We start from the raw sequence: 20,062 nt of genomic DNA, 5'->3' as shown, positions 1-20,062 counted from the left end.
GTCAGGGCCTGTTCCAAGCGTCGTGCGGAGCTACGCAACGTAGTGCAAGCGAGCAGGACCGGGGGTGGCGGTTGCCTTCGTGGGGCGACGGCTTGACGAACCGATTCGATTCTCCCCCTCGGCTGCGTTCCGTCTGCCAGGCTCGGACACGTGACGTACGTAGTGACCGTAGACATCTGCATCTCGGAGGGAACTCCGGAGATGGACCCGCTGCAGCGTGCCGGGGCCGTCGCGCTGATCGAGAGCGGCTTCGCCTCGGTCGACGGCATCGACGGGCCGGACGGCATGGAGGTCGAACTCCTTGACACGATCGTGGGCGTGTGTCCGGGCGGGGCACTGCTCAAGGTGTTCGTCTACGCAGAGGCGCTGGAATTCGCGGAGGACGCCGTCCGGGACGCCGTGAGCGAGGTGCTTCGGCGCTCCGAGCTGCTCGCGGATTGGAAGGTCGAGCGGTGCGAAGTCGAACTGCACCCGGAGCTCACCCAGGAGAGCCTTGCCGCCGCCGACGGCCCGGACGGCCCGCCGGCCGACCCCGCGGCCCGCAAAGCCCGTCATGCCGAGCCGCCCGCAGCAGCCGAAGGAGGCGAGTACGACGCGCAAGCGAAGGCCGAGGAAGTGCGCGCCCGGATGCTCGTGCTGGCGGACGAGCTGCGTTCCTTTTCACCAGTGATGTTCGGTGTGCAGGACGACCCCGGGGAGGAGGATGGCGACGACTACGGCTTCGCAGTCGCGCCCGAGGACGCCACGCTGGCCGCCGGCGCACTCATCTACGCCACCGACGTCTTGATCGACGAGCTGTTCGAGGACGTGCACACCCTGGAGCAGGAGGGCACCAATGTCAGCGAGTGCGACGGCCCGCTATGGCACCTGGAGGACCTGCCGGAGAGGTATGTCCTCCAGTACGACGCCCGTTTCGCCCGCCGCTTCCTGGTGACCGTGATCGCCATGACGACTCGCTTCACCAACGGCAGTTTCGACCAGCTGAGTTGCGTCGCCGAGGAACTTGCCCTGAGGCTGCTCTTGAGCCAGACGACCGTCACCCTGGAGTTGTTCGGGTTGCTCGACGACGGCGTCTCGAACGCGAAGTGTTCGCCGACAACGTCTACGAGGACATGGACCACGAGTGGCTGTACGACGGTTCGATGGACGGGATCGACGAGAGCGCGGTGGGCTCGGCCCTCGGCATCGCACCCATGGCGTTCGGCGCCTGGTTCACACCATTCAACCCCGGTAGGCACGTGCACCCATCGGCTGCAGACGAATCGGACACGGCCGCCGCAGCGTGATCCTCACCCCCATGGCCACACACGGCGGTGCTGCCGTTGACTCCAAAGAGCTGGGCGATCATGTCTCGGGTGCCGAGTTTGCGCAGGTAGTGCCCGGTGGCCAAGGACTCTGTCGGCGGTGGTCAGCTTGTCCTTGGCGTTGGCGCAGCGATCCTGGATGTGGCCTCCTCTTCGCTGCTGAGACCGCTCGCGCTCACGTAGCTCATCGAGTCTCTGGGACGGCTGGTCGACGAGTGTGTACAGTGCCAGCTCGGTCATGCCGGTCAGTTCCAGATGTCATGGTCGGTGCCGACGCCGTTTGTTGCTGCTGTCAAGAACGGTGACCTCGCCGCCTGAGTCGCCCTGGTGGCCCGGACAGTGCTGCCCCCGTCCGGGACGGGGGCAGCCGACTACGGACCAGTCAGGTACGGGTATTCGTGAGATGCGGGCCGATATAGCCCACGTACACGCGGCCCGTGTTCGGGCCGTCGTCGTAGAAGTAGAGGCGGGGTGCGACGGTGTTGCCGCCGCCGATGCGTAGGTGCGCCTCCATGTAGAGCTGGCCGGACGGGTCAACAGCGGTAGGAACCGGGAAGGTCCGCTGCTTGCGCCAGCTGCCACGGTTGCCCACCGAGTCCGACTCCTTCATCTTCACCTTGCCGGCCGAGAAGGGATATACGCCGGTCGGCGGCTTGGTACACCAGGAGCGGAAGTCGCCACCAGCGGTTCCGTCGGCCGATGCCGCAGCAAAGTCCTGCAGGGCCAGCAGCGCGTCCCAGGCCGTTTCGACCCAGTTGCCTACGGACTGGTCGTCCAGCTCGCTGGTGATCTTTGCGTTCCCCGTGAACACCAGGTCCGGTAGCTCCGCCATCCTGCCGAGAAGCTCTTCAAAGGAAGTCGGATGGTTGGCGGGTTCATCGGCGGGGGAATGAGCCAGTTCGTACTGTCCGGCCTGCTCCAGGCGAATTTGGAGGGCGCGTACCTCACGTCGCGCTCGACGCAGTTCAGTATCCAGGTCGTCGTTCTCGCGGATCAGCTCGTACTCGCGATCCGAAGTCCCCTTCAGCTCGCTGCGCAGGTCGCTGATCTCGTCTGCATGCGCCGTCTCCGTCTGCTCAGCCTCGGTGAGCATAGAGATGAGCGTCTGATTCTCGGCTCGGAGCTTTTCGACCTCCGAACCCTGGGTTGCAGGGCGAGGGCGGGTGCGCTGAATCGGGAGGGTATCGAGTGCGGCGGGCAGGGGCTGGCGCAAGGCTAGGCGCTGGGGTAGTGAAGCGAGCAGGGAAGCAGCCCGCCGCGGGTTCGCCTCGACGGTGGACCGGGACATCACAGGGTGACGATGAGCGTCGGGCTTCCAGGCAAGATCGATGCCCGGGAGGTAGGTGCGGATACCGCCGAGGAAGACCGGGTGGTATTCCAACGCCCTGTTGAACGCCGACTGCGCCTCGGGCGTGAGCACGTACAGGATCGCGAGTCCGGGAAGGAAAGCGAAGGCCTTCTCGATGACACCTTCGGTCCAGGCAGCGGTGTCCTGGCCATACGGAATGGTCGCGACGACGATCGGCAGGCGGCGATCTTCGTCGCACAGCTCCTCGATGACCTCGTCTACATCGTCCGGCTCGATGAAAGCAAGCGATGCGTCGACCGCTGCCATGCCGTCCTGGGCATCGAGCGAGTTGAGCAGGAGCTTGGCGAGGTTGGGTGTGTTGGCGCGCTTGGGCTGAAGCTCGGCGGAGGCGGGCCGGTGCTCGATGTCGACCTGGAGCCATGTCCGGCGGTCGTCTTCACGATGGTCGGCGCGGACGACCAGGCTGGACTGCCAGGTGCCCTCGTTGCCGGGCCTGGTCTCGCGCAACCGCCATCGGGTGTAAGCGCCGTCCCGGCCCGAAGCGGCGTCGTGGTCCAGCGTTACGTTGGGCCCGATTTCGTTGCGGCCCTCGTCGAGGGCGGATGTGTCGTAACGCTTGTCGGCTAGCCAGTCGTACAGCTGGCGCTCGGCGTTGGCGGAGGTGGCGACGTAATCCTGCGTGGTCGATATGACCATGCGGTAGCTGCGAGGTTCCATGGGCTTCCCGGGTGAGCTCGGAGCGGGGCGGGACGCGGTGCAACGGCCCGCCATCCGGAGGACGGATGGCGGGCCGTGTTGGTTGCGGAGTCAGGTGGAGTTGGTCCTGACGGGGTGGCGGGGTCCTCGGCCGGGGGGCGGGTCGAGGATGGTCTGGTATGCGGTGCCGCTCTTCTGGGCCTCGGCCATGCGGTCGTAGACGTCGAGGATGAGGTCCTTGGTGCGGTAGGTGCCGTAGGCGGTGATGTCTTTCCGTTTGACGATCGGGAACGTTTCCATCACGTGGTCGACGTCGCCGCGGGTGATGCCGTAGAGGTGGAAGAAGGCGGCGTCGAGCTCAGCGCGAAGAAGGGCACGGCGGTCGTTGTCCCATCTGAACGGGGGGCCAGAGAATCCTTGATCCTTAGCGAACGCCGCCAAGTCATAGGCCGTGTAGATGAGCTCAATTGTGCGATTTGCGACCCATGTCCATTGGTTCGACTGGGTGTCTCGGCTCCCGGTGTCCAGTTCCTCCGGGCGCGGCACCGGAAGTTGATACAGGTAGCCGAACGTCAGGTTGGTTCCTGCAATCTTCTGTCGAATCACGTAGTCGAAGATATGAGAAGAGAAGATTGCGTGGATAACTGGAGCAAAATCCGCTTGGCGGGGAAAAATGAGAGGGTTGCTGTGGCCAATCCCAACATAGGGCGGCGTTGAGCTAATCATCGTTCGCTCGTCCGAAGAGCGTGCGATGTTGCGCCAGCCGAGTAGCCAGCGGTGTGGCCAATTCCGGTCGCTGAGCCGCGAGGCGACGCCCATCTCATGGATGACGTTACCCTTCTTGTCCCGTTTCTCTGTCGGCACGTCGCACTCCGGCACCCAGTACCTCGGCATCGGCATGAAGTCCGGGTCGTCGTGCTGCTCCGGCGTCAGACGCGGCAGCGTCCCCATGTTGGCCTGTGCCTCAGTCTGGCCCTCGTACGTGCCCAGCCGGTGGTCGAAGTGGTGAAGCATCTTCGCCTCGTACAGCGGGAGGTACCGCTGCCCGCCGCGCTCGAAGACGTTGCCCTTGAGCTCCCAGTTGTCATCCGTCAGCTGCTGGTGGGTGCGGAACAGATGGGAGTCGTTAGACATGTGGAACATCGTCATGAACGACAGGCCCCAGGGATTGCCGTTTGGGTCGCCCTCCCTGATCAGGACCGGGACCCGGCGGTAGATTCCGAGGGTGATCTCCGCATCGCGGCGGGAGCGGAACACCGGCAGGGTGCCTGTGTTGGGGTTCACGAGCAGAATCTCCTCCGGCGGCATCGCGAACCGCCGCTCCGGCAGGTCTTCCATGTACCGCGTACCGAAGGCGAACGAAGCCTCCCGTACGCGCACATCCCGGCCGCCCACCGTGAGCAGGCAGAACCGGACCGAGTGGTGAACGTCCCGGCTGAGGATGAAGGCCTCGTTCTCGAAGTCCAGGAAGGCTGCCAGGCGTGACGTGCGTACGAGGTCGGAGAAGAACGGCGCCGTCGTGGCGTCCGTGGCGATGCCCGTCGGCAGGACCAGGCCGAGGCGTCCGAGCGGGGCGACCGCGTGCGAGGCGTTCTCGGCGAACACCGCGTACGTGTTCACATCGCCTGCGCCGGCCAGCGGGAAGCGGCCCGAGTCCCGCAGCAGGTGGCTCGTGCCCTCGGCCAGCCGTTTGGCGGCGGCGAAATCCTCCGCTAGCTCGCGCTCGGCTGGCTCCTCGCTTGTGGCCAGAGCCGTGATGAGACGCTCACGGGCCGCTTTGTTCGCGGCCTTTGCGATGCCCTCGCTGCGCTGGGCGAAGAACTCCTGCTCCTGGAGCTTGACCCGCTCCCACGGAGGGTTGCCCAGCATGCACGAGAACCCACCGGCCCACCCGGTGCGCTCATCCAGAGACTCCGTGCCCTCCCCGTCCGGCACACGGAAGATCTCGGGGAACTCCAAGTGCCAGTGGAAGAAGTCGAACGCCTCCTGGAGGCGCACGATCTCGTCGGTCACACCGTCCGCCACCACCGTCGCGCCATCGCTCAGGTCGAGCAGCGACCTCGTCGTGATCGCGGAGACCGCGCCAGGGGCTTTTGTCCAGACGAACGCCGCGCACCATGCGTCGGCCAGTTCACGTGCCTTGATGTACTCAGGGGAGGTGGTCAGTTCGGCGTAGCGGTCGCGCTGCTCGTGGACTGCTTCCAGGGTGTCGGACGGGGCCGCGCTGATGCCGGACGTCTTACGCGCCAGGCCCGAGTTGGAGGCGCGAAGCGGTACGTCCCCGAAGAGTTCGCCCTGCATCACCCCGTGCTTGAGGTTCGCCAGCCAGGCCGCCCGCTCCTCCTTGTTGCGCTTCTTGAGCGCCGAGACCCACTTCCTGTCGTCGCCCTCGATCGGCTTGAACGCCTCGTCCGGCAGCCCGCCCGCCAGCAGCTTCGGCGTCGTGCCCAGCAGCCCGTTGCCGTGCCGGATGTGCGCGTCTAGGAACGTCAGGGGCTTGCCCGGGTCCAGTGCCTCGATCCACAGCGAGACCTTCGCCAGTTCCACGGCCATCGGGTTCAGGTCGACGCCGTAGATGCAGCGCCCGATCACATCCCGCAGCGCGTGCCGGACCTCCTCGACCGGCGGCTCCGGGTCGTCCGTACGCACCGCCGCCAGCCGCTTGGCGACGCGGCGGGCCGCCGCCACCAGGAAGTGGCCCGAGCCGCACGCCGGGTCGCAGACCGTCACGGCCAGCAGCGCCGCCTCCTGCTCCTCGCGGGTCGTACCGGACTTGACCGCTTCGTCTATCACCGGGTCGAGGGCCGAGTCCAGCAGGGACTCGATCAGCGAGGAGGGGGTGTAGTACGAACCCGTGGTCTTGCGCTCGTTGCCCGCCAGGGTCCGCAGCACGAACGAGTCGTCGTCGCCGCGCCGGGGGACAAGCTCCAGCAGGGACTCGTAGATGGAGCCGAGTTCCTCCGCGCCCAGGTGGCGGTAGTCGACCGGGCGGGGGCGGCCCAGCTTCTTGTCGTCGACCACCGACAGCGACCTGATCGCGGAGAACAGCTTCTCGTTGGACAGCTCCCAGTCGTTCAGGACTCGGTCCGTATCCGTTTCCTCGAACAGACCGCCCAGTGCCGGCAGACCGAGCTGTGGCAGTCCGCCCTCCCGGCCCAGGCCGTCCAGGACCAGCCGCAGCGCCTGCCACTGGTCGCCGTGCGGGCCGCCGCGCCTCCGGCCGGCCAGACGGCGCAGCTTCGCGGAGGAGAAATACCGCTCGTAGCGGTCACGGGCGTCCGGATCGGTGTCGGCCGGGATCAAGACGTCGCGGTCCTCCGCGACGAACAGGAAGAGCAGGCGGTACGCGAGGCGCAGCAGGGCGCGGTGCAGCTGCTCGACGGTCACCTCGCGCTGGTGGAGGAGCTCGCGGAGTTCACGGTTGGCGGGGTTCTTCATGAAGCCGGTGCCCAGGGTGACGAGTGCGCGCTCCACGCCCTCGCGCAGCTGCTCCAGTGCCCGCGTCCCACTGGCGACCGCCTCTGTACGCCACTGCTCCAGCCAGCAGTTCGCCGGTTTCGGTGCCTCTTCGCTTCCCTCCCCGCCCTGGACGTCGAAGCGGGACTGGTGCAGCAGCCGCCACAGCAGCTGGAAGTCGGAGAACCGGTCGCCGTCGAAGATGGCCTGGAGGTCGAACTCGACGTACGACGCGCCCACCAGGGAGCTGGAGTCGCGCAGCAGCCGCAGGACCCGGCCGTTGGTCAGCACGCCCCAGAGCGTGCCGGGGCCGCTGCGGTTGAGGTACTCCTGCATCATCGACTGCGGCGCCGACGCGGTGACACCCTGTGTCCGGGTGTCCAGCGCGGTGTTCCAGCCCAGCAGATGGACCGGGACATGCTCCCGGGCGTGGCTGACCGGGAAGTGCTTCTCGCCGTCCACGGACGGCAGCCCGCCCGCGGCGACGCCCGGCAGGTGGCCGAACTTCAGTTCCTCGAAGAGTGGCAGCAGCCAGAAGCGGCGCGTGATTCCGGTCGCCTGGACGCCCGCGTTGTCATGGGCGCCCTCCTTCTCCAGGGCGTCCTGGAGAGCGGTCCAGTTGCCGCGCAGTGCGGACCAGGAACGTTCGGCGGCGTCACGGACCGTGTCGCGCGGGCCGAAGAGGCGGTAGTCGGCCGGCTTGGAGCCGACCAGCTCTTTGCCGTCGGAGATCCGGGTCAGCATGTCGGCCGGCAGCAGGCCGCCGACCGTGACGACGGACGGGGTGACGGCGGTCTTGGCGAGGCTCATCGGCGGGCACCCTCAGTGGTCTCGGCCGGGGCGGCCGTCTCGGCATCGTCGTCCGGCAGGTATACGTACACGCCCAGGACATCGGGCCGGTCCTGGGGCGTGACCTTCAGGCCGCGGCGGGCCGCGCCCACCGCGCCGCGCACCCGGCGGTGGGAATCCAGGAGTCGTTCGGCGAGTTCGGTGCCGCGTGCGACCAGTGCGCCGTTGATCCTGTCGAGGCCGGAGATGATCCGGTCGGCGTGCGCAGTGGCCCGGTCCGGGTCAGTATTGCCGGTGGCACGCGCGTGCAGCAGTTCAGCGGACTCCTCCTCGCTCAGCCACTCGGGGTGCGCCGGGGAGCCCCGGAAGGCGAGTAGGCGGGCGTCCTCCGCGATCTGGTCACGGGTCTCCCCGGTGCGGGTCGGCAGCGCGAGCTGGAAGCGGTAGCGGACCAGCAGCAGGGTGGTCCGTTTCTTCACCGCGTTCGTGCGGACGACCCCGCAGCGGCGGGCCGGACGTTCCCAGCCGGGCAGCTTCGGGTCGAGCGCCGCGTCCAGCACGAACTGGGCGAGGGCGGCGACCGCCGGGTCGGTACGGCTCAGGGCCACCTCTCCGCGCGGGGCGACCGGAGTGTCGTGGAAGGGCACCGGGCGAGGGTGCTTGGGACCCAGCACTGTGTGGAAGGCGTCCTTCACGGCCAGCGGCAGGCCCTCCGTGCTCATGGTGAAGCCGTTCGGCTCACCGGGCAGCGGGCCGTCCTGGCCGCGCAGGGCGAGGAGTGCGGCGCGGGTGAACTCCCCTACCTCCTCTCCCGATCCGAGCGCGGCTCGCACCTCGGCCACCTCGCGCGCCACGTCCTCCTTCTTGACCGAGTGCTGGGCGTAGCGGGAGCGGGACGCCTTCTCCCGGTCGGCCGCGCTCTGCCACTTTGCGTGCAGGTCGTCGCGCTGCCCGGTGAGGCCCGAATCGGTGCCGAAGTCGAGTGCGAGCTGGTCGCCCTGGATGCCCTCGCCGCGCAGCAGCAGGCCTTCCAGCACGGCCTGCATGACGTTGTCGGACTCGTCGGGCACGGGGACGGAGACCCCGGTGGCCTTGCGGATCCGGGCGTGCTTGCGGAGTAGGACGTCCAGCACGATGCCGTCGATGCCGTTGTCCGCCCCGTACAGGGTCACCGCGCGCACCACGTCGGTGCGCTGGCCGAACCGGTCCACGCGCCCCTCGCGCTGTTCGTGGCGGGTGGGGTTCCAGGCCAGGTCGTAGTGGAGGACCGCGTCGAAGCTGTCCTGGAGGTTGACACCTTCGGACAGGCAGTCGGTGGCGACCAGGACCCGGCGCGGCGGGGGCGGGTTGCCGTCCGGGTCCTCGGCGGTGAGCGCGGCGATGCGGGCGATGCGCTGGTCGGGGGAGAGCGTGCCAGTGATGGCCTCGACGGCGTGGGTCTTCTGGCCGCGCTTGGGGTTGAGGACGGCGTTCAGATGGTCGGCGACGTACTCGGCGGTGGGGATGAACCGGCAGAAGACGATCGGGTTGTAGCCGTCCTTCAGCAGCCCCTTGACCGTTTTCGTCAGCTGGGCGAGTTTGGCGTCCTTCGGGCCGGCCAGCGCCTGGGCCTGCCGGGCCATGGCGAGCAGGCGGCGGCGGGCGGACTTCTCGCTGCCGTCCGCGTCGGCGTCGGAAAGGTCCTCGTCGGAGAGGCTCTTGTCGTCCTCGGGAACGGGCGCGGTGAGCAGAGCGCCAGGTACCGCGTCAGCCGACTCCATCGTCTCGTCGCCGGCCGCGTCCATCACCGCCGCCCGGCCGATCGCATCGGCCTCCTCCTCGCTGACCGCGTCCAGGTTCGCCGCGCGGGTACGCAGGGTCTGCGCGGCGGCGAGCGGTGAGGAGGCCAGCGAGCGCAGCAGGGCCAGTGCCGACCACCAGCGGATGCGCTGCTGCAGGCCGCCGGAGGAATCGCGTACGGTCTCGCGGGCGTAGGAGATGACCCGCTCCACCAGCTTCCGGTAGTCCTCGTGGAGGGCGTAGGAGACCTCAAGGGATTCGCGGTCGCGGGGGAAGATCGCGTCGTCGCGGAAGTCGTCCCGGATGTCGGCCCGGCGGCGCTGCACGAGGTAGCGGGCCAGTTCCTTGCGGCCCGTCTCACGATCCAGGCTGATGGACTCCAGCTTCGGGTCCAGCAGGCCCAGCAGATTACGGAAAGGCTCTTCTTTGCCGCTGTGGGGGGTCGCGGTCACCAGCAGCAGATGCCGGGTGGGGTCGTCTGCGAGGCGGCGCAGGAGTTCGTAGCGGAGCTGACGCTGGCGCTTGCCCACACCGGTCGTGGTGTCGGAGACACAGGTGTGGGCCTCGTCGACGATCACCAGGTCGGGGCAGTTCTTGACGAAGTCGTCCCTGTGGCGGGGAGACTTGATGAAGTCGGTGGAGACGACGTAGTTGCGGTCTGGGCGGAACACCGAGCGCCCGTACAGCTGCGCCCGTTCCAGCCGTCCGATCGTCGACGCCAGCACCAGTTCCGCGTCGATGCCGAACTTGCCGCGCAGCTCGCCCCGCCACTGCTCCGCCAGCGCCGGGCTGCACAGCACCACCAGGCCGCGGGCCTCGCCCTGGGCCAGTAGCTCGGCGGCGATCAGGCCCGACTCCACGGTCTTGCCGATGCCGACGTCGTCCGCGATCAGCAGCCGCACAGTTTCCTGGCGGAGCGCCATCAGCAGGGGGACCAGCTGGTACGGACGAGGCTCCACGGAGATCCCGGCCAGTGAGCGGAACGGGCCCGCGGAGGAGCGGAAGCCGATGCGCAGGGCGCTGCGCAGCAGCCGGGCCGCCGACTGGTCGCCGATGTCGTCCGGGCTCGGCGGGGCGAAGCTCGCCGGGCGCACGGTCTCCAGGGCGGGCAGCACCCCGGCCACATCGTCGGCCGAGCCGCCCAGCGGACGCAGCACCAGCAGCTCGGAGGTGGACCCGGGCAGGACGACCCACTCCCTGCCGCGGGCGTGGACCAGGGAGCCCACCGCATAGTGCGGGGTGCCGGCCCGGCCGAGTCCGGTGGCGGCGGGGGCATGCGTCGTCATGAGGGACCTTCCATCACACATGGGGCGGGTGCGCTGTTCATTGTGCCGGGGCGTGGAGCGGTCGAGGTCAGGAGCTGCGGCCGGGGCCGAAGACACCCGGGTGGCGGGCCACGATCTCGGCCCAGTCGTCGTCGTACCGGAACCGGATCACGTCCCAGCCGACGTCGTAGAGGCGCTCCTCGGCCTCCTCGTCGCGGGTGGCCTGGTGCGCGTCGTCGTGGTGCGGACCGTCCACGAAGACCGCCACCGGTCCGTTCTTCAGCCGGTAGACGAAGTCCGGCTGGGCATGGGCGCTGGTCACCAGGGTCTGTTCCGCGTCGGGGAGCTGGTGGCCGCGTGCCTTGAGGAATCCGACGAGGCCCTTCTCCAGCTCCGAGTCCGCGCCCTCCATCAGCTTGGCCGCGTGCTCGTCGCGGGTTGCGTCAGGGTGGGCTGAGACCGCATCGGCCGATGCGAAGCGCAGCAGTAGGTCCCTTACCTGATGGCGGTCGATCAGGTTGTGGACCCGCTGGTTGCCGAACGACAGCAGGCAGTCGTAGCAGCCCAGTTCGCAGCGGTCGCCGCCGGCGCTCGCATCCGTGCCGTCCGGCTCGAAGTGGGCGATCTCCAGCGCCTTGGCGGCGGCACGGCGCAAGGCGTCCGGCTCGGCCTGGAGGCGGCGCAGCACGCCCGCTCCGCCCTCCGCGCTCTCGTAGAACAGGATCCGGTCGCGCGGACCGTCTTCCGGCGGCAACTGCTCGCTGTCCAGCTCGGAGTCCTCCAGCTGGAAGGTGGCCTCGATGCCGCGCTCCAGGGCGTACTGCAGGGTGACGGCCACCTGCTCGGGGACGCTCTCGGCGAGCTTCAGCACCAGGATGTTGCGGCTGTCCTGGACGTAGGGGATGACGCGCTGTTTGCGCGGCACGTCCTCCGCCTTGTCGAGGCCGTCCTGCTCCTCGCTGGTCTCGCGGCCCGGTTTGTCGGCGCCCTTCTTCGCGTCCAGCCAGCGGCCCTCGACGGTGTCGAGCCAGAAACCGTACTCGTGGTTGCGGACGCTGCGCCGGTAGCCGAGATTGGTCAGCCGGACGGTGGCGCTGTCGCCGTACGCGAGGGTGGCGAGCTCTCCAGCGGGATCGGCGACCTCGGCGGTCAGCTGGCGCAGCCGCTCCGCATCACCGGCGAAGGCGTACGAGACCTCCACGGCGTAGCCGGCGCGCAGTCGCTCCTCCTCGTCCGAGGAGATCCGGTCGCGGCGCTTGGTGAAGACCGTGTGCAGTTGCAGCAGCCCGAGCCGCTTGGGACCGAGCTCCTGGTTGCACACCAGGCAGACGTCCCGGCGGTCCTCGGGCAGATGCAGATAGCCGCAGTGCCCGCAGCGCGCGGCCTCGTCGGTGTTGAGGTCGCCGGTGGAATCGGTGGGCAGCTGGATACGGTCCACCTGGTAGCGGCTGCCCTCGTGGTAGATCAGCGCGCCGGGGCCGAACTCGCGGATCGCGATGAAGCGGGAGCGCTGGAGGAAGTCACCGTCACGCCCGCCGCGCGAAGTGCGTCCGGTGCCCGGGATGAAGGCGGCCAGCGGAAGTCGGGGGAAGGAGTAGCCGGGCAGGAACCCCTCGGAGGCGAAGTAGCGGTACGGGGTGAAGTCGGAGAGCACCGTGCCGGAGCCGCGCTCCTCGTTCTTCAGCAGCTTCAGCTGTGTCTCCGCCTGGGCGCGGCGCCGCTTGGCCTGCTCGGAAGCGTCCCGGTTCAGGGTGTGGTCGAGAATGCGCTTGTGCTGTACGGCCCGTTCCTGGAGTGCCTTCTCGTACAGAGTCCGCCACCGGCCGAGCGCCCGGTCGAAGGCCTTCGGCGCGTCTTCGACCTGCCGCTCCAGCCAGTGCGCGTCCCACCAGGCGGTCTCCTCGAAGTCCTTCACGGCGTGCCCGAGGACCGCGGTGGCCCGTCGCAGGGCACGTCGCTTGGCCCCCGCGTCGCCGGTCTGCTCGATGACCGTCGGCAGCAGCCGGAGGGACGGCTCGTCACCGTCGGCGTCCAGCAGCTCGGGAATGCTGCGCCCCAGCGGCAGCCCGGTCTCGGCCAGCCAGAGGGCGTGCACATGGGAACGGATGAGGTCCTCGTTGGCGAGGTCGAGGCGAGGAGCCGCGACCGACCCCGACACCATCTCGTCCGAGCGCTTGAAGTAGTACTGGTCGTGGCTGTTGCCGGTCGCGCAGTACGTGGTGACCAACGCGGGCTGCCCCGATCGGCCCGCGCGGCCGCTGCGCTGTGCGTAATTCGCCGGCGTGGGCGGCACATTGCGCAGGCCGACCGCGTTGAGGCTCGCGATGTCGACACCCAGCTCCATCGTGGGGGAGCAGTACAGCAGCGGCAGCGGCACGCCCTTGCGGAAGTCGTCCTCCCGCTCCTCGCGTACCCGGGCCGGGACCTGAGCGGTGTGCTCACGGGCGATCATCCCGGCGAAGGTGGCGGATACCTCCTTGTACAACTTCTTGAAGAAGGGGTTGGCCCGTGGACCGGCGTCCTTGCCGAACGTGCGGCGCAACCGGTCAGGTGCTCCGAACTCGTCGTCCCTCGCGGTCCAGACGAACGTCGTCGAGTTGATGCGGTACCCGGGGAAGCCGCCGCCGTCCCGGGCGTCCACCGCCTCGGTGAGCAGCCCGGCGTCGCTGAGCACGATCAGCATGTCGCGAATGATCTGCTGTGATTCGTCCAGCCCGATCTCATGACCCCAGCCGGGGAACTGGCCCACCCGGCGCAGGAACCGGCCGAAGCCGCCGCGGCCGGTCAGCGTCAACTCACCGCGCGCGCGCCCGGGGCGTCCGGCGCGCGGGAAGGCGATGCCGGTGGGCGGAGGGGTGCGCTCGGTCTCGGCCAGCCCCCACGGGTCCACCAGCAGCTGCGAGAGCTTGCGCATCTCGTCGAAGCCGGCGACCGTAAAGTACGGCACGTCGATGGCACGCACCCGGCGCAGCTCGTCCAGCAGGATCCGGCACAGTTCGGCGCGCTTTTCCGGGAAGGCGCCGCGCAGCGGTCCCGCCGCCTGCTCCCAGAGGTCGTCACGCACGCAGAGTTCGTCCATGTCCGCGTAGTCGATGCGGAGCAGGCCCGTCTGCTCCAGGTTGGGCATGGTGATCCGCCAGCCGCGTTCGAGGTCCAGGTAAAGGCGGTACGCGACGACCTCGCGCAGCGCGCGCAGGGTACGGGCGGCCTGACTCGTGAGTTCGCGCGGGTTGGCCGAGTACTCGGCGGGCGCCAGCCCGAGATGGTGGACGACCCGCTCGGCGACCTGCTCATGGCTCAGCCCGTCCGGCGCCTCGCTCATCGCTCGGTACAGGGCTCCGCGCAACTGGGTCACCTGGACGAAGTCGTTGAAGTGCCCGGCTTGCAGGCTGGCGTCCTGCCGGTTGTCGACGAAGGTGAGCAACTTGCGTGCGTCCGCGCCCAGTTCCGTCTCGGGCACGGATTTCAGACTGCGCACGATGCTCGCGCTGATCATGGAGGTGGCCGAGGAGCGGCCCTCCTGTTCGAGAGTGAGCAGCTTGCCGAAGTCGCTGCCGCGCACCGACTCGTAGCTGACCCCGCAGTCGTCGCTGACGCAGAACATGAACGGCATCGGCAGGAACGCTGCGTACAGGCCCTGTCCGCGGTCCACGGCCCGGCCGTCGGCGGTGACCCAGACGGGCTGCGGGGCGCGCTTGGTGCGGCTGGCGATCAGGGAGGGCACGCCGGTCTTGGGGTCGGGAGCCAGCCAGCTGTCCGGGAAGCGCTGGTCGTCGATCGCCTTGCCGGACTGCTCGGGCCAAGGGAAGAGCGAGCTGATGTAGAGGTAGCCGTTGTCCTCGTCGCCCTCCCGGCGGTCGCGGAAGAACGTGCTGCCGTCGGCGCGAGACTCTCGGGCCACCGCCAGGTACTCCTGGCCGCACTCGCGGCAGAACGACAGAGGGAGGAGGACCTTGTCCTGGTGGCCGGGCACCCGCTGCTGGTAGCTGCGGCCGATGTGACGGGTGTCCTCGTCTTCCAGGGAGACGTACACCGTGTCGCCCTTGGAGAGGAACTGGTGCAACCGGAAGGCGAACAAGGGCCGCCCCGTGACGGGGTCCTTGGCCTGGGAGCCGGCCCGCAGTGTGTCGCGGATGGCGGTCAGACATCCCTCGTACGGCTGGAGGGTACGGTCGGACAGCTTCTTGGCGGCGCGTTCCACAGTGGTGGGCCGGGCCCGTACGAGCCGGCCGTCGTCGGCTCCGCCACGCAGGGTGTGCAGGCCGAACTCGGTTTCGATCCAGGCGGCGAGCGGGTCGGAGGCAAGCTCCGTGTGATCGGTCGACGGCTTGTTGTCGTGCACGCGAGCCGCCAGCAATTCGTCCGACGCGACGTCGGCGACGGTGGCCCGCACGAGGGTTTCTCCCACCACCCGGTCCGGGGAGACCGTGGTGTCGAACAGGGTGGTGGCCACCTCGGCGACCGCGCGCCGCTGGTCGGCGAGGGTGCCGCCGGATGCCATGGTGGCGGAGGTGCCGACGCACTGTAGGGCCGGGGCCTGGCAGGCGTCACGCACCCGGCGCACCAGCAGGGCGACGTCCGCGCCCTGCCGGCCCCGGTAGGTGTGGAGTTCGTCGAGGACCAGGAACTTCAGGCCCTTGGCTGCCCGGATGAGTCCCTTGCGTTCACGGGGGCGGGTGAGCATCAGTTCCAGCATCACGTAATTGGTGAGCAGGATGTCCGGCGGGTTGTCCATGATCCTCGCGCGCTCGGCCTCGTCCTCCTGGCCCGTGTAGCGGGCGAAGGTCACGGGCTCGTGGCCCTCGCCGTAGCCGTGGCTCAGGAACTTCTGCAGTTCCAGCTTCTGGCTGTTGGCCAGGGCGTTCATCGGGTACACGATGATCGCCTGCACCCCGGTCGCGCCCTCTTCGCGACCGCGCAGTACTCGGTCGACGATGGGGACGATGTAGCCCATGCTCTTGCCGGACCCGGTGCCTGTGGTCAGCACGTACGACTCGCCGGAGCGGGCGGCCTCGATCGCGTCACGCTGGTGCTGGTGGAAGGTGACCGGACGACCCTCGAAGGAGTCTTCCTTCTTACCTGTCCGGAAGATCAAGTCGCACTCGGGGTGCAGGAGCCCGCCTTCACGGGACAGCTCGGTGACCGTGCCACCGGAGGCGAAGCTCGGATTGAGGGACAGCCAGGGATCGGGCCATTGAGCGCCGGCCTTCAAGGTGTCGGCGACACCGGACCTGATCTTGTCGTTCTTGATGACGACCGAACCCGAAGTGAATTCCTGATAGTCCGTGATCAACTGCTGGTGCACCTTGAAGACGTCCACAGAACCTCACTCGCTCCCCGTTGACCCGCGTTTCGCCACCGTACTGGTTGAGGCAGGCGGGTCGACCTTGATCAGACGACCTCCTCATGACATCAGAAGTTGTGAACTCAGTCAACGCACATCTAGTCGGGGAATGCGAGTCAGCCTGGTTCCGCTCGGTGGCCGCCAGTGGCACACTCGGTGATCACGCGAGTGCGGCCGGGCCTGCGTGCCGGCGCATGTGCGGAGGGGGAGGGGTATGGACATCGGGACGGTCATTGCCAAGCGCTACCGCATCAAGAGCGCACTCGGCCGTGGCGGGATGGGCCAGGTGTGGATGGCCCAGGATGAACACCTCAAACGTGATGTCGCGGTGAAGACCATGACTCCCTCACCCTCGCTTACACCGGCGCAGGCCGACGCCGACGCGGCGCGCTTCGAGCGGGAGGCGCGGGCGGTAGCGCGACTCGATCACACCGGACTCGCCGCCGTGTACGACATGGGCGTCGAAGCGGGTACGCACTATCTCGTCATGCAATACGTGCAGGGCACCGACCTCGGGGATCACATCGCCGAACAGGAGCGGCTGAGTGTGGAGGAGGCGGCGGCCATCGCCGTGCAGATCTGCTCCGTTCTCGCCACCGCCCACGCACGCCACATCGTGCACCGTGACCTGAAGCCCGGGAACATTCGTATCCGCACCGACGGCGTGGTCAAGGTCCTCGACTTCGGGGTGGCGGCGGTGCTCGACCCCGGCACGGCGAAGCTCACCACCACAGGAGAGCGGCTCGGAACCTGGCAGTACATGGCGCCCGAACAGGTCAAGGGGGCCGCGGTGGACCGGCGTACCGATCTGTACGCGCTCGGCTGCTTGCTGCACGAAATGGTCACAGGCGAGCCGGTGTTCAGTGACGACTCGCCCCTCCTCGTGCCCAGTCTGCACAGCGAGGCCGCGCCCACGCCGCTGCGGGAGCTTGCGCCGGACGTGCCGGAGGAATTCGAGACCCTGGTCCTAGATCTGCTCGCCAAGGACCCAGCCGCCAGGCCGCCGCACGTCGGTGAGGTGTACCGGCGGCTCGCCCCGTGGCTTCCCGCCACGGGGGACCCGACGCAGGCGCTCGTGCCCTGGGCCGAGGTCGATCCGCGGCGTCCATTCCGGCACCCCATGGCACCCGACGCGCGGCCCGTCCGCCAGTGGGCCAAGGAGGCGGACGGGGCGCCGTAGCAGGCTACTGCCCAGCTACCAGCGTCGAAGGGTCGAACAGCGACAACTGGATCTGCTCGTCCTCGGGCTCCGGCTCGTTCGCCAGGCCCGGGGCAGCCGCCGTGTCCGGGTCCGCGTCGGCCGCCGGCTCCGCGGCCGTATCTGTGACCTCCTCGCTGCGGGTCGGCAGGACGTACTCCTGGGCCAGGCCCGCCAGGTGGAGGGGTAGAGGCAGGCTCAGGGCGTCCGGCAGGTCCGGGGCCTGTCGCAGCTGGTGGACGGCCAGGGCCAGAGCCTCGGGCTCGTCGCCGTCCTGCATGTGGCAGCCCAGCACTGCCAGCTCCACGAGCCCCGGGTTCCAGGCCGCCTCACCGGTGTCGATCGTCAGCTTGCCTTTGGTGTTCACCCGGGGGGCAAGCTTGTCGGCGGCCACCGACAGCTTGAACGTGCGGGCCTTGGGAGTCGTCGACCAGAAGACACGAGCCGTCTCGGGATCGGCCGACGGGCCGGTCCACAGATGGGCGGCAAGGCCGTTCGCGCCGTCCGGGTTAACACCCCACCACTGAGCCGTCTCGCGACCACGCGCTGTTCGTACCCGCACCAGCCGGAGGTCCGGGTCCAGCCGGCGGGCCGGGGCATGACCGCCCCGAAACTTGTCAGCGACCACCTTGCCGTCCTGCAGCCACGTCCAGTGCGAGCGCATGTTCTGCGCGTGCGCCAGCAGCAGTGTCGGCTTGCCCCGCACCGAGCGCAGCACCTTCTCCAGCCACTCCTCGGCATCCCGGCGCTGCTGGGCCATGTCCGCCCACCACGACGGACGGCCCACAGGGGCGTCGCCGGCCCGCGGGCCGGGCACTGGTGCCCTCGGGACCTCTGCGCGGCGGGTCAGCTGGAGCAGCATCACCGGATAGGGCACCCAGGTCCTCGCATCGCCGTCCCAGCCCTCCACCCGGGCGCCGCCATCCCCGGCAGGGTCCGGTGTGACCAGCACGGCGACCGGTACGTGCCCCGCCCAACGCGTGCGGCTGCGCGCGTTCTTGCGGACCATCCACACCGCCAGATAGCGCAGGTCGCGGGGCAGCTTCTCGCCGAGGCTGTGCTCGGGGTGGACGCGCACCCCCAGCTGCCGTAGCCCGTCGTCCCAGGCCTTGGCGGCCCGGAAGCCGATGTTCATTTCGCTGTTGTAGCCCTTCACCCTCTTCGGGACGGCCAGGAACTGGGTCAGCACCCCGGCATCCGCGCAGCCCAGCCGCAGCGCGAACTTCGGATCGTGGGCGGCGGAGGAGAAGTCCTTGGCCCGGTCGATCTCCACCAGGGCCAATGCGGGGACGGTGGACGGGCAGTCCTTGGCGATGAAGTCCGCTACCTGGAGACGGCGGGTGGCCAGCGCGGTCGACACCGCCTCCCGCGAGTGCCGGGCCCCGTCGGGCAGCGGAAGATCGCCGCTGAGCGAACCGGTCAGCTTGAGGCAGCGCAGTCGTACCGTCAGTTCCGGCATCCGCCACTCCAGCACCGCCGGACCGTGCTCATAGCCTTCCGGTGCGGCCGGAGCGCCGCCGTCACCCTTCAGATCGAGGTGGGCGGCGAGCGCGGCGATCGCGGTGTCCCGCAGCACCGGTGTCTGCCACAGCAACCGGGCTTCCATGACGGGCAGTTCACCACTCGCGGTGTCCGGCGAGAGGTGGCGCAGCGCGAGGGCGGCTCCCTTCCTGCGGGCATCCGCCCTCTCGCGCTCCGCGGTTGCCTTCTGCACTGCCCCGGACGGCTCCTGACGTGGGTTGGCCGGAGTGCTGTGAGAGAGCCGGGTGCGTACAAGCGCGGGCGTCGGGCGCAGCTCGGCGGGCAGGGCCTTCTCCGCCCACTCGGTGATACGGGACCGCTGGTCGGACATCAGACCGGCGCCCACCTCGTGCGAGCCCATCGCAGTGCTGTACACCACGGCGGCGCGCATTCCGTCCCGAATCCACTCCGACGGGGAGGTCAGAAGCCCTTCGGCACTCGGGAGAGGCTCGCTGAGGGAGATGTTCCGCAGGATTCCGGCGGGGCCGCCGCCCACCCAGTCATAGCCGCTCGGACCCCACACCAGCCGGGCCACGGCGAACCGGTCGCTCGCCGGCGCTCCCGGGAGCCACGGTACGGGCGGCCGCAGCAGCACGGTCGTACGGCGGCCGTACGGGAGGTGTAGCCGGCCCGACTTGGCGCCTGTCCGGGTCGCGTACCGGCGGATCTGCGTGTGTAGGTGGAACCGCGGCAGCGGGTCGAACGGCACCGTCTGGAGCGTGATGTTGAGGACCACGGAGAACCACTCGGTGCCTCGTGCCCCCTCATGGGGGAGAGCCTGCGACACCAGCTCGGCGCCGCGGTCCCGCGGACCCCGCGGCATGGCCCGGAAGTGCAGCCTGCCCGCTCCGAAGTCGTACGGCTCCAAGTCGAGAATGCACCGGGCCAGCCAGTCGGTCGTCAGCTGGAACTGCCGGGAGTCCGGGGCTGCGGTGTCCCCGTCGGTCACCGGGCAGCGCAGCAGCTCGACTTCGACATCGTCCTGCCACTGCGGCGGCTGCTCGTGGAGCAGAGCCCGGGTGTCCTTCATCAGATCGCGATACTCGGGTTCCGGCCGCAGGTCGCGCAGCCAGGCGCCGAGCAGCCCCTGGAGCGCGCCGGGGGGCAGGGGGTCGGGCACTCCCTTGGGTGCGTACAGCCAGAAGTCCGGTCCTTCACCCCGGTGGCCCGACGGTCGGGGCCGCACTAGTAGGTCCGGGGCGAGCGTCTGGAGCACCTGGTCCATACGGAAGGTGGGGACGGTCTCCCACTGCTTCTCACGGCCCGCGTTGCACAGGGCGAGCAGTGGCCCGCGCCACGCTTCGGGAAAGGCCAGGGCGCGGTAGCGCGCGACGACCGAGGCATCGGGGGTGGACGGCAGCCAGGAGGCGATTCGGATGGCGTCGTATCGATGGACCATGA

General features: G+C 69.0%; 7 protein-coding genes. 2 read left to right on the top strand and 5 right to left on the bottom strand.

Going from position 1 to position 20,062, the window contains the following annotated elements; all coding sequences use genetic code 11:
- Positions 1-201 precede the first annotated feature (201 nt).
- A complete protein-coding gene (locus ACIBG6_RS31005; RefSeq protein WP_399226008.1) occupies positions 202-1,326 on the top strand; it encodes a hypothetical protein in 1,125 nt (374 codons plus the stop codon).
- Positions 1,327-1,686: 360 nt separating this feature from the next.
- Here ACIBG6_RS31005 and ACIBG6_RS31000 read toward each other — a convergent pair whose 3' ends face one another.
- The 4 genes from ACIBG6_RS31000 to ACIBG6_RS30985 all read right to left on the bottom strand — a co-directional run bounded on the left by ACIBG6_RS31000 (position 1,687) and on the right by ACIBG6_RS30985 (position 15,918).
- Positions 1,687-3,330, bottom strand: coding sequence for a hypothetical protein (locus tag ACIBG6_RS31000; RefSeq protein ID WP_399226007.1), 1,644 nt, complete (start codon positions 3,328-3,330; stop codon positions 1,687-1,689).
- A 90-nt stretch (positions 3,331-3,420) separates the two neighbouring features.
- Positions 3,421-7,575: an Eco57I restriction-modification methylase domain-containing protein gene (locus tag ACIBG6_RS30995; protein ID WP_399226006.1), complete on the bottom strand. Its 4,155-nt coding sequence runs from the start codon at positions 7,573-7,575 to the stop codon at positions 3,421-3,423.
- Positions 7,572-10,619, bottom strand: coding sequence for a helicase-related protein (locus ACIBG6_RS30990; protein ID WP_399226005.1), 3,048 nt, complete (start codon positions 10,617-10,619; stop codon positions 7,572-7,574). The genes ACIBG6_RS30995 and ACIBG6_RS30990 overlap by 4 nt, the downstream gene beginning before the upstream one ends.
- Before the next feature lie 67 nt (positions 10,620-10,686).
- Positions 10,687-15,918 carry a DEAD/DEAH box helicase gene (locus ACIBG6_RS30985; RefSeq protein ID WP_399226004.1) on the bottom strand — a complete coding sequence of 1,744 codons (5,232 nt, stop codon included), beginning with the start codon at positions 15,916-15,918 and terminating at the stop codon, positions 10,687-10,689.
- Positions 15,919-16,156: 238 nt separating this feature from the next.
- On the opposite strand from ACIBG6_RS30985, the gene ACIBG6_RS30980 reads away from it, so the two are divergent.
- Positions 16,157-17,122 (top strand): serine/threonine-protein kinase, encoded by a 966-nt coding sequence (locus ACIBG6_RS30980; RefSeq protein WP_399226003.1) that lies wholly within the window; start codon positions 16,157-16,159, stop codon positions 17,120-17,122.
- A 4-nt stretch (positions 17,123-17,126) separates the two neighbouring features.
- Here ACIBG6_RS30980 and ACIBG6_RS30975 read toward each other — a convergent pair whose 3' ends face one another.
- Positions 17,127-20,060, bottom strand: coding sequence for a pPIWI_RE module domain-containing protein (locus ACIBG6_RS30975; protein ID WP_399226002.1), 2,934 nt, complete (start codon positions 20,058-20,060; stop codon positions 17,127-17,129).
- Positions 20,061-20,062: the final 2 nt, after the last annotated feature.

The organism is Streptomyces sp. NPDC050842, assembly GCF_044456565.1.
Taxonomy (GTDB): domain Bacteria; phylum Actinomycetota; class Actinomycetes; order Streptomycetales; family Streptomycetaceae; genus Streptomyces.
Note: the sequence above shows the minus strand (reverse complement) of the source record. Positions and strands in the feature narration are given on the sequence as shown.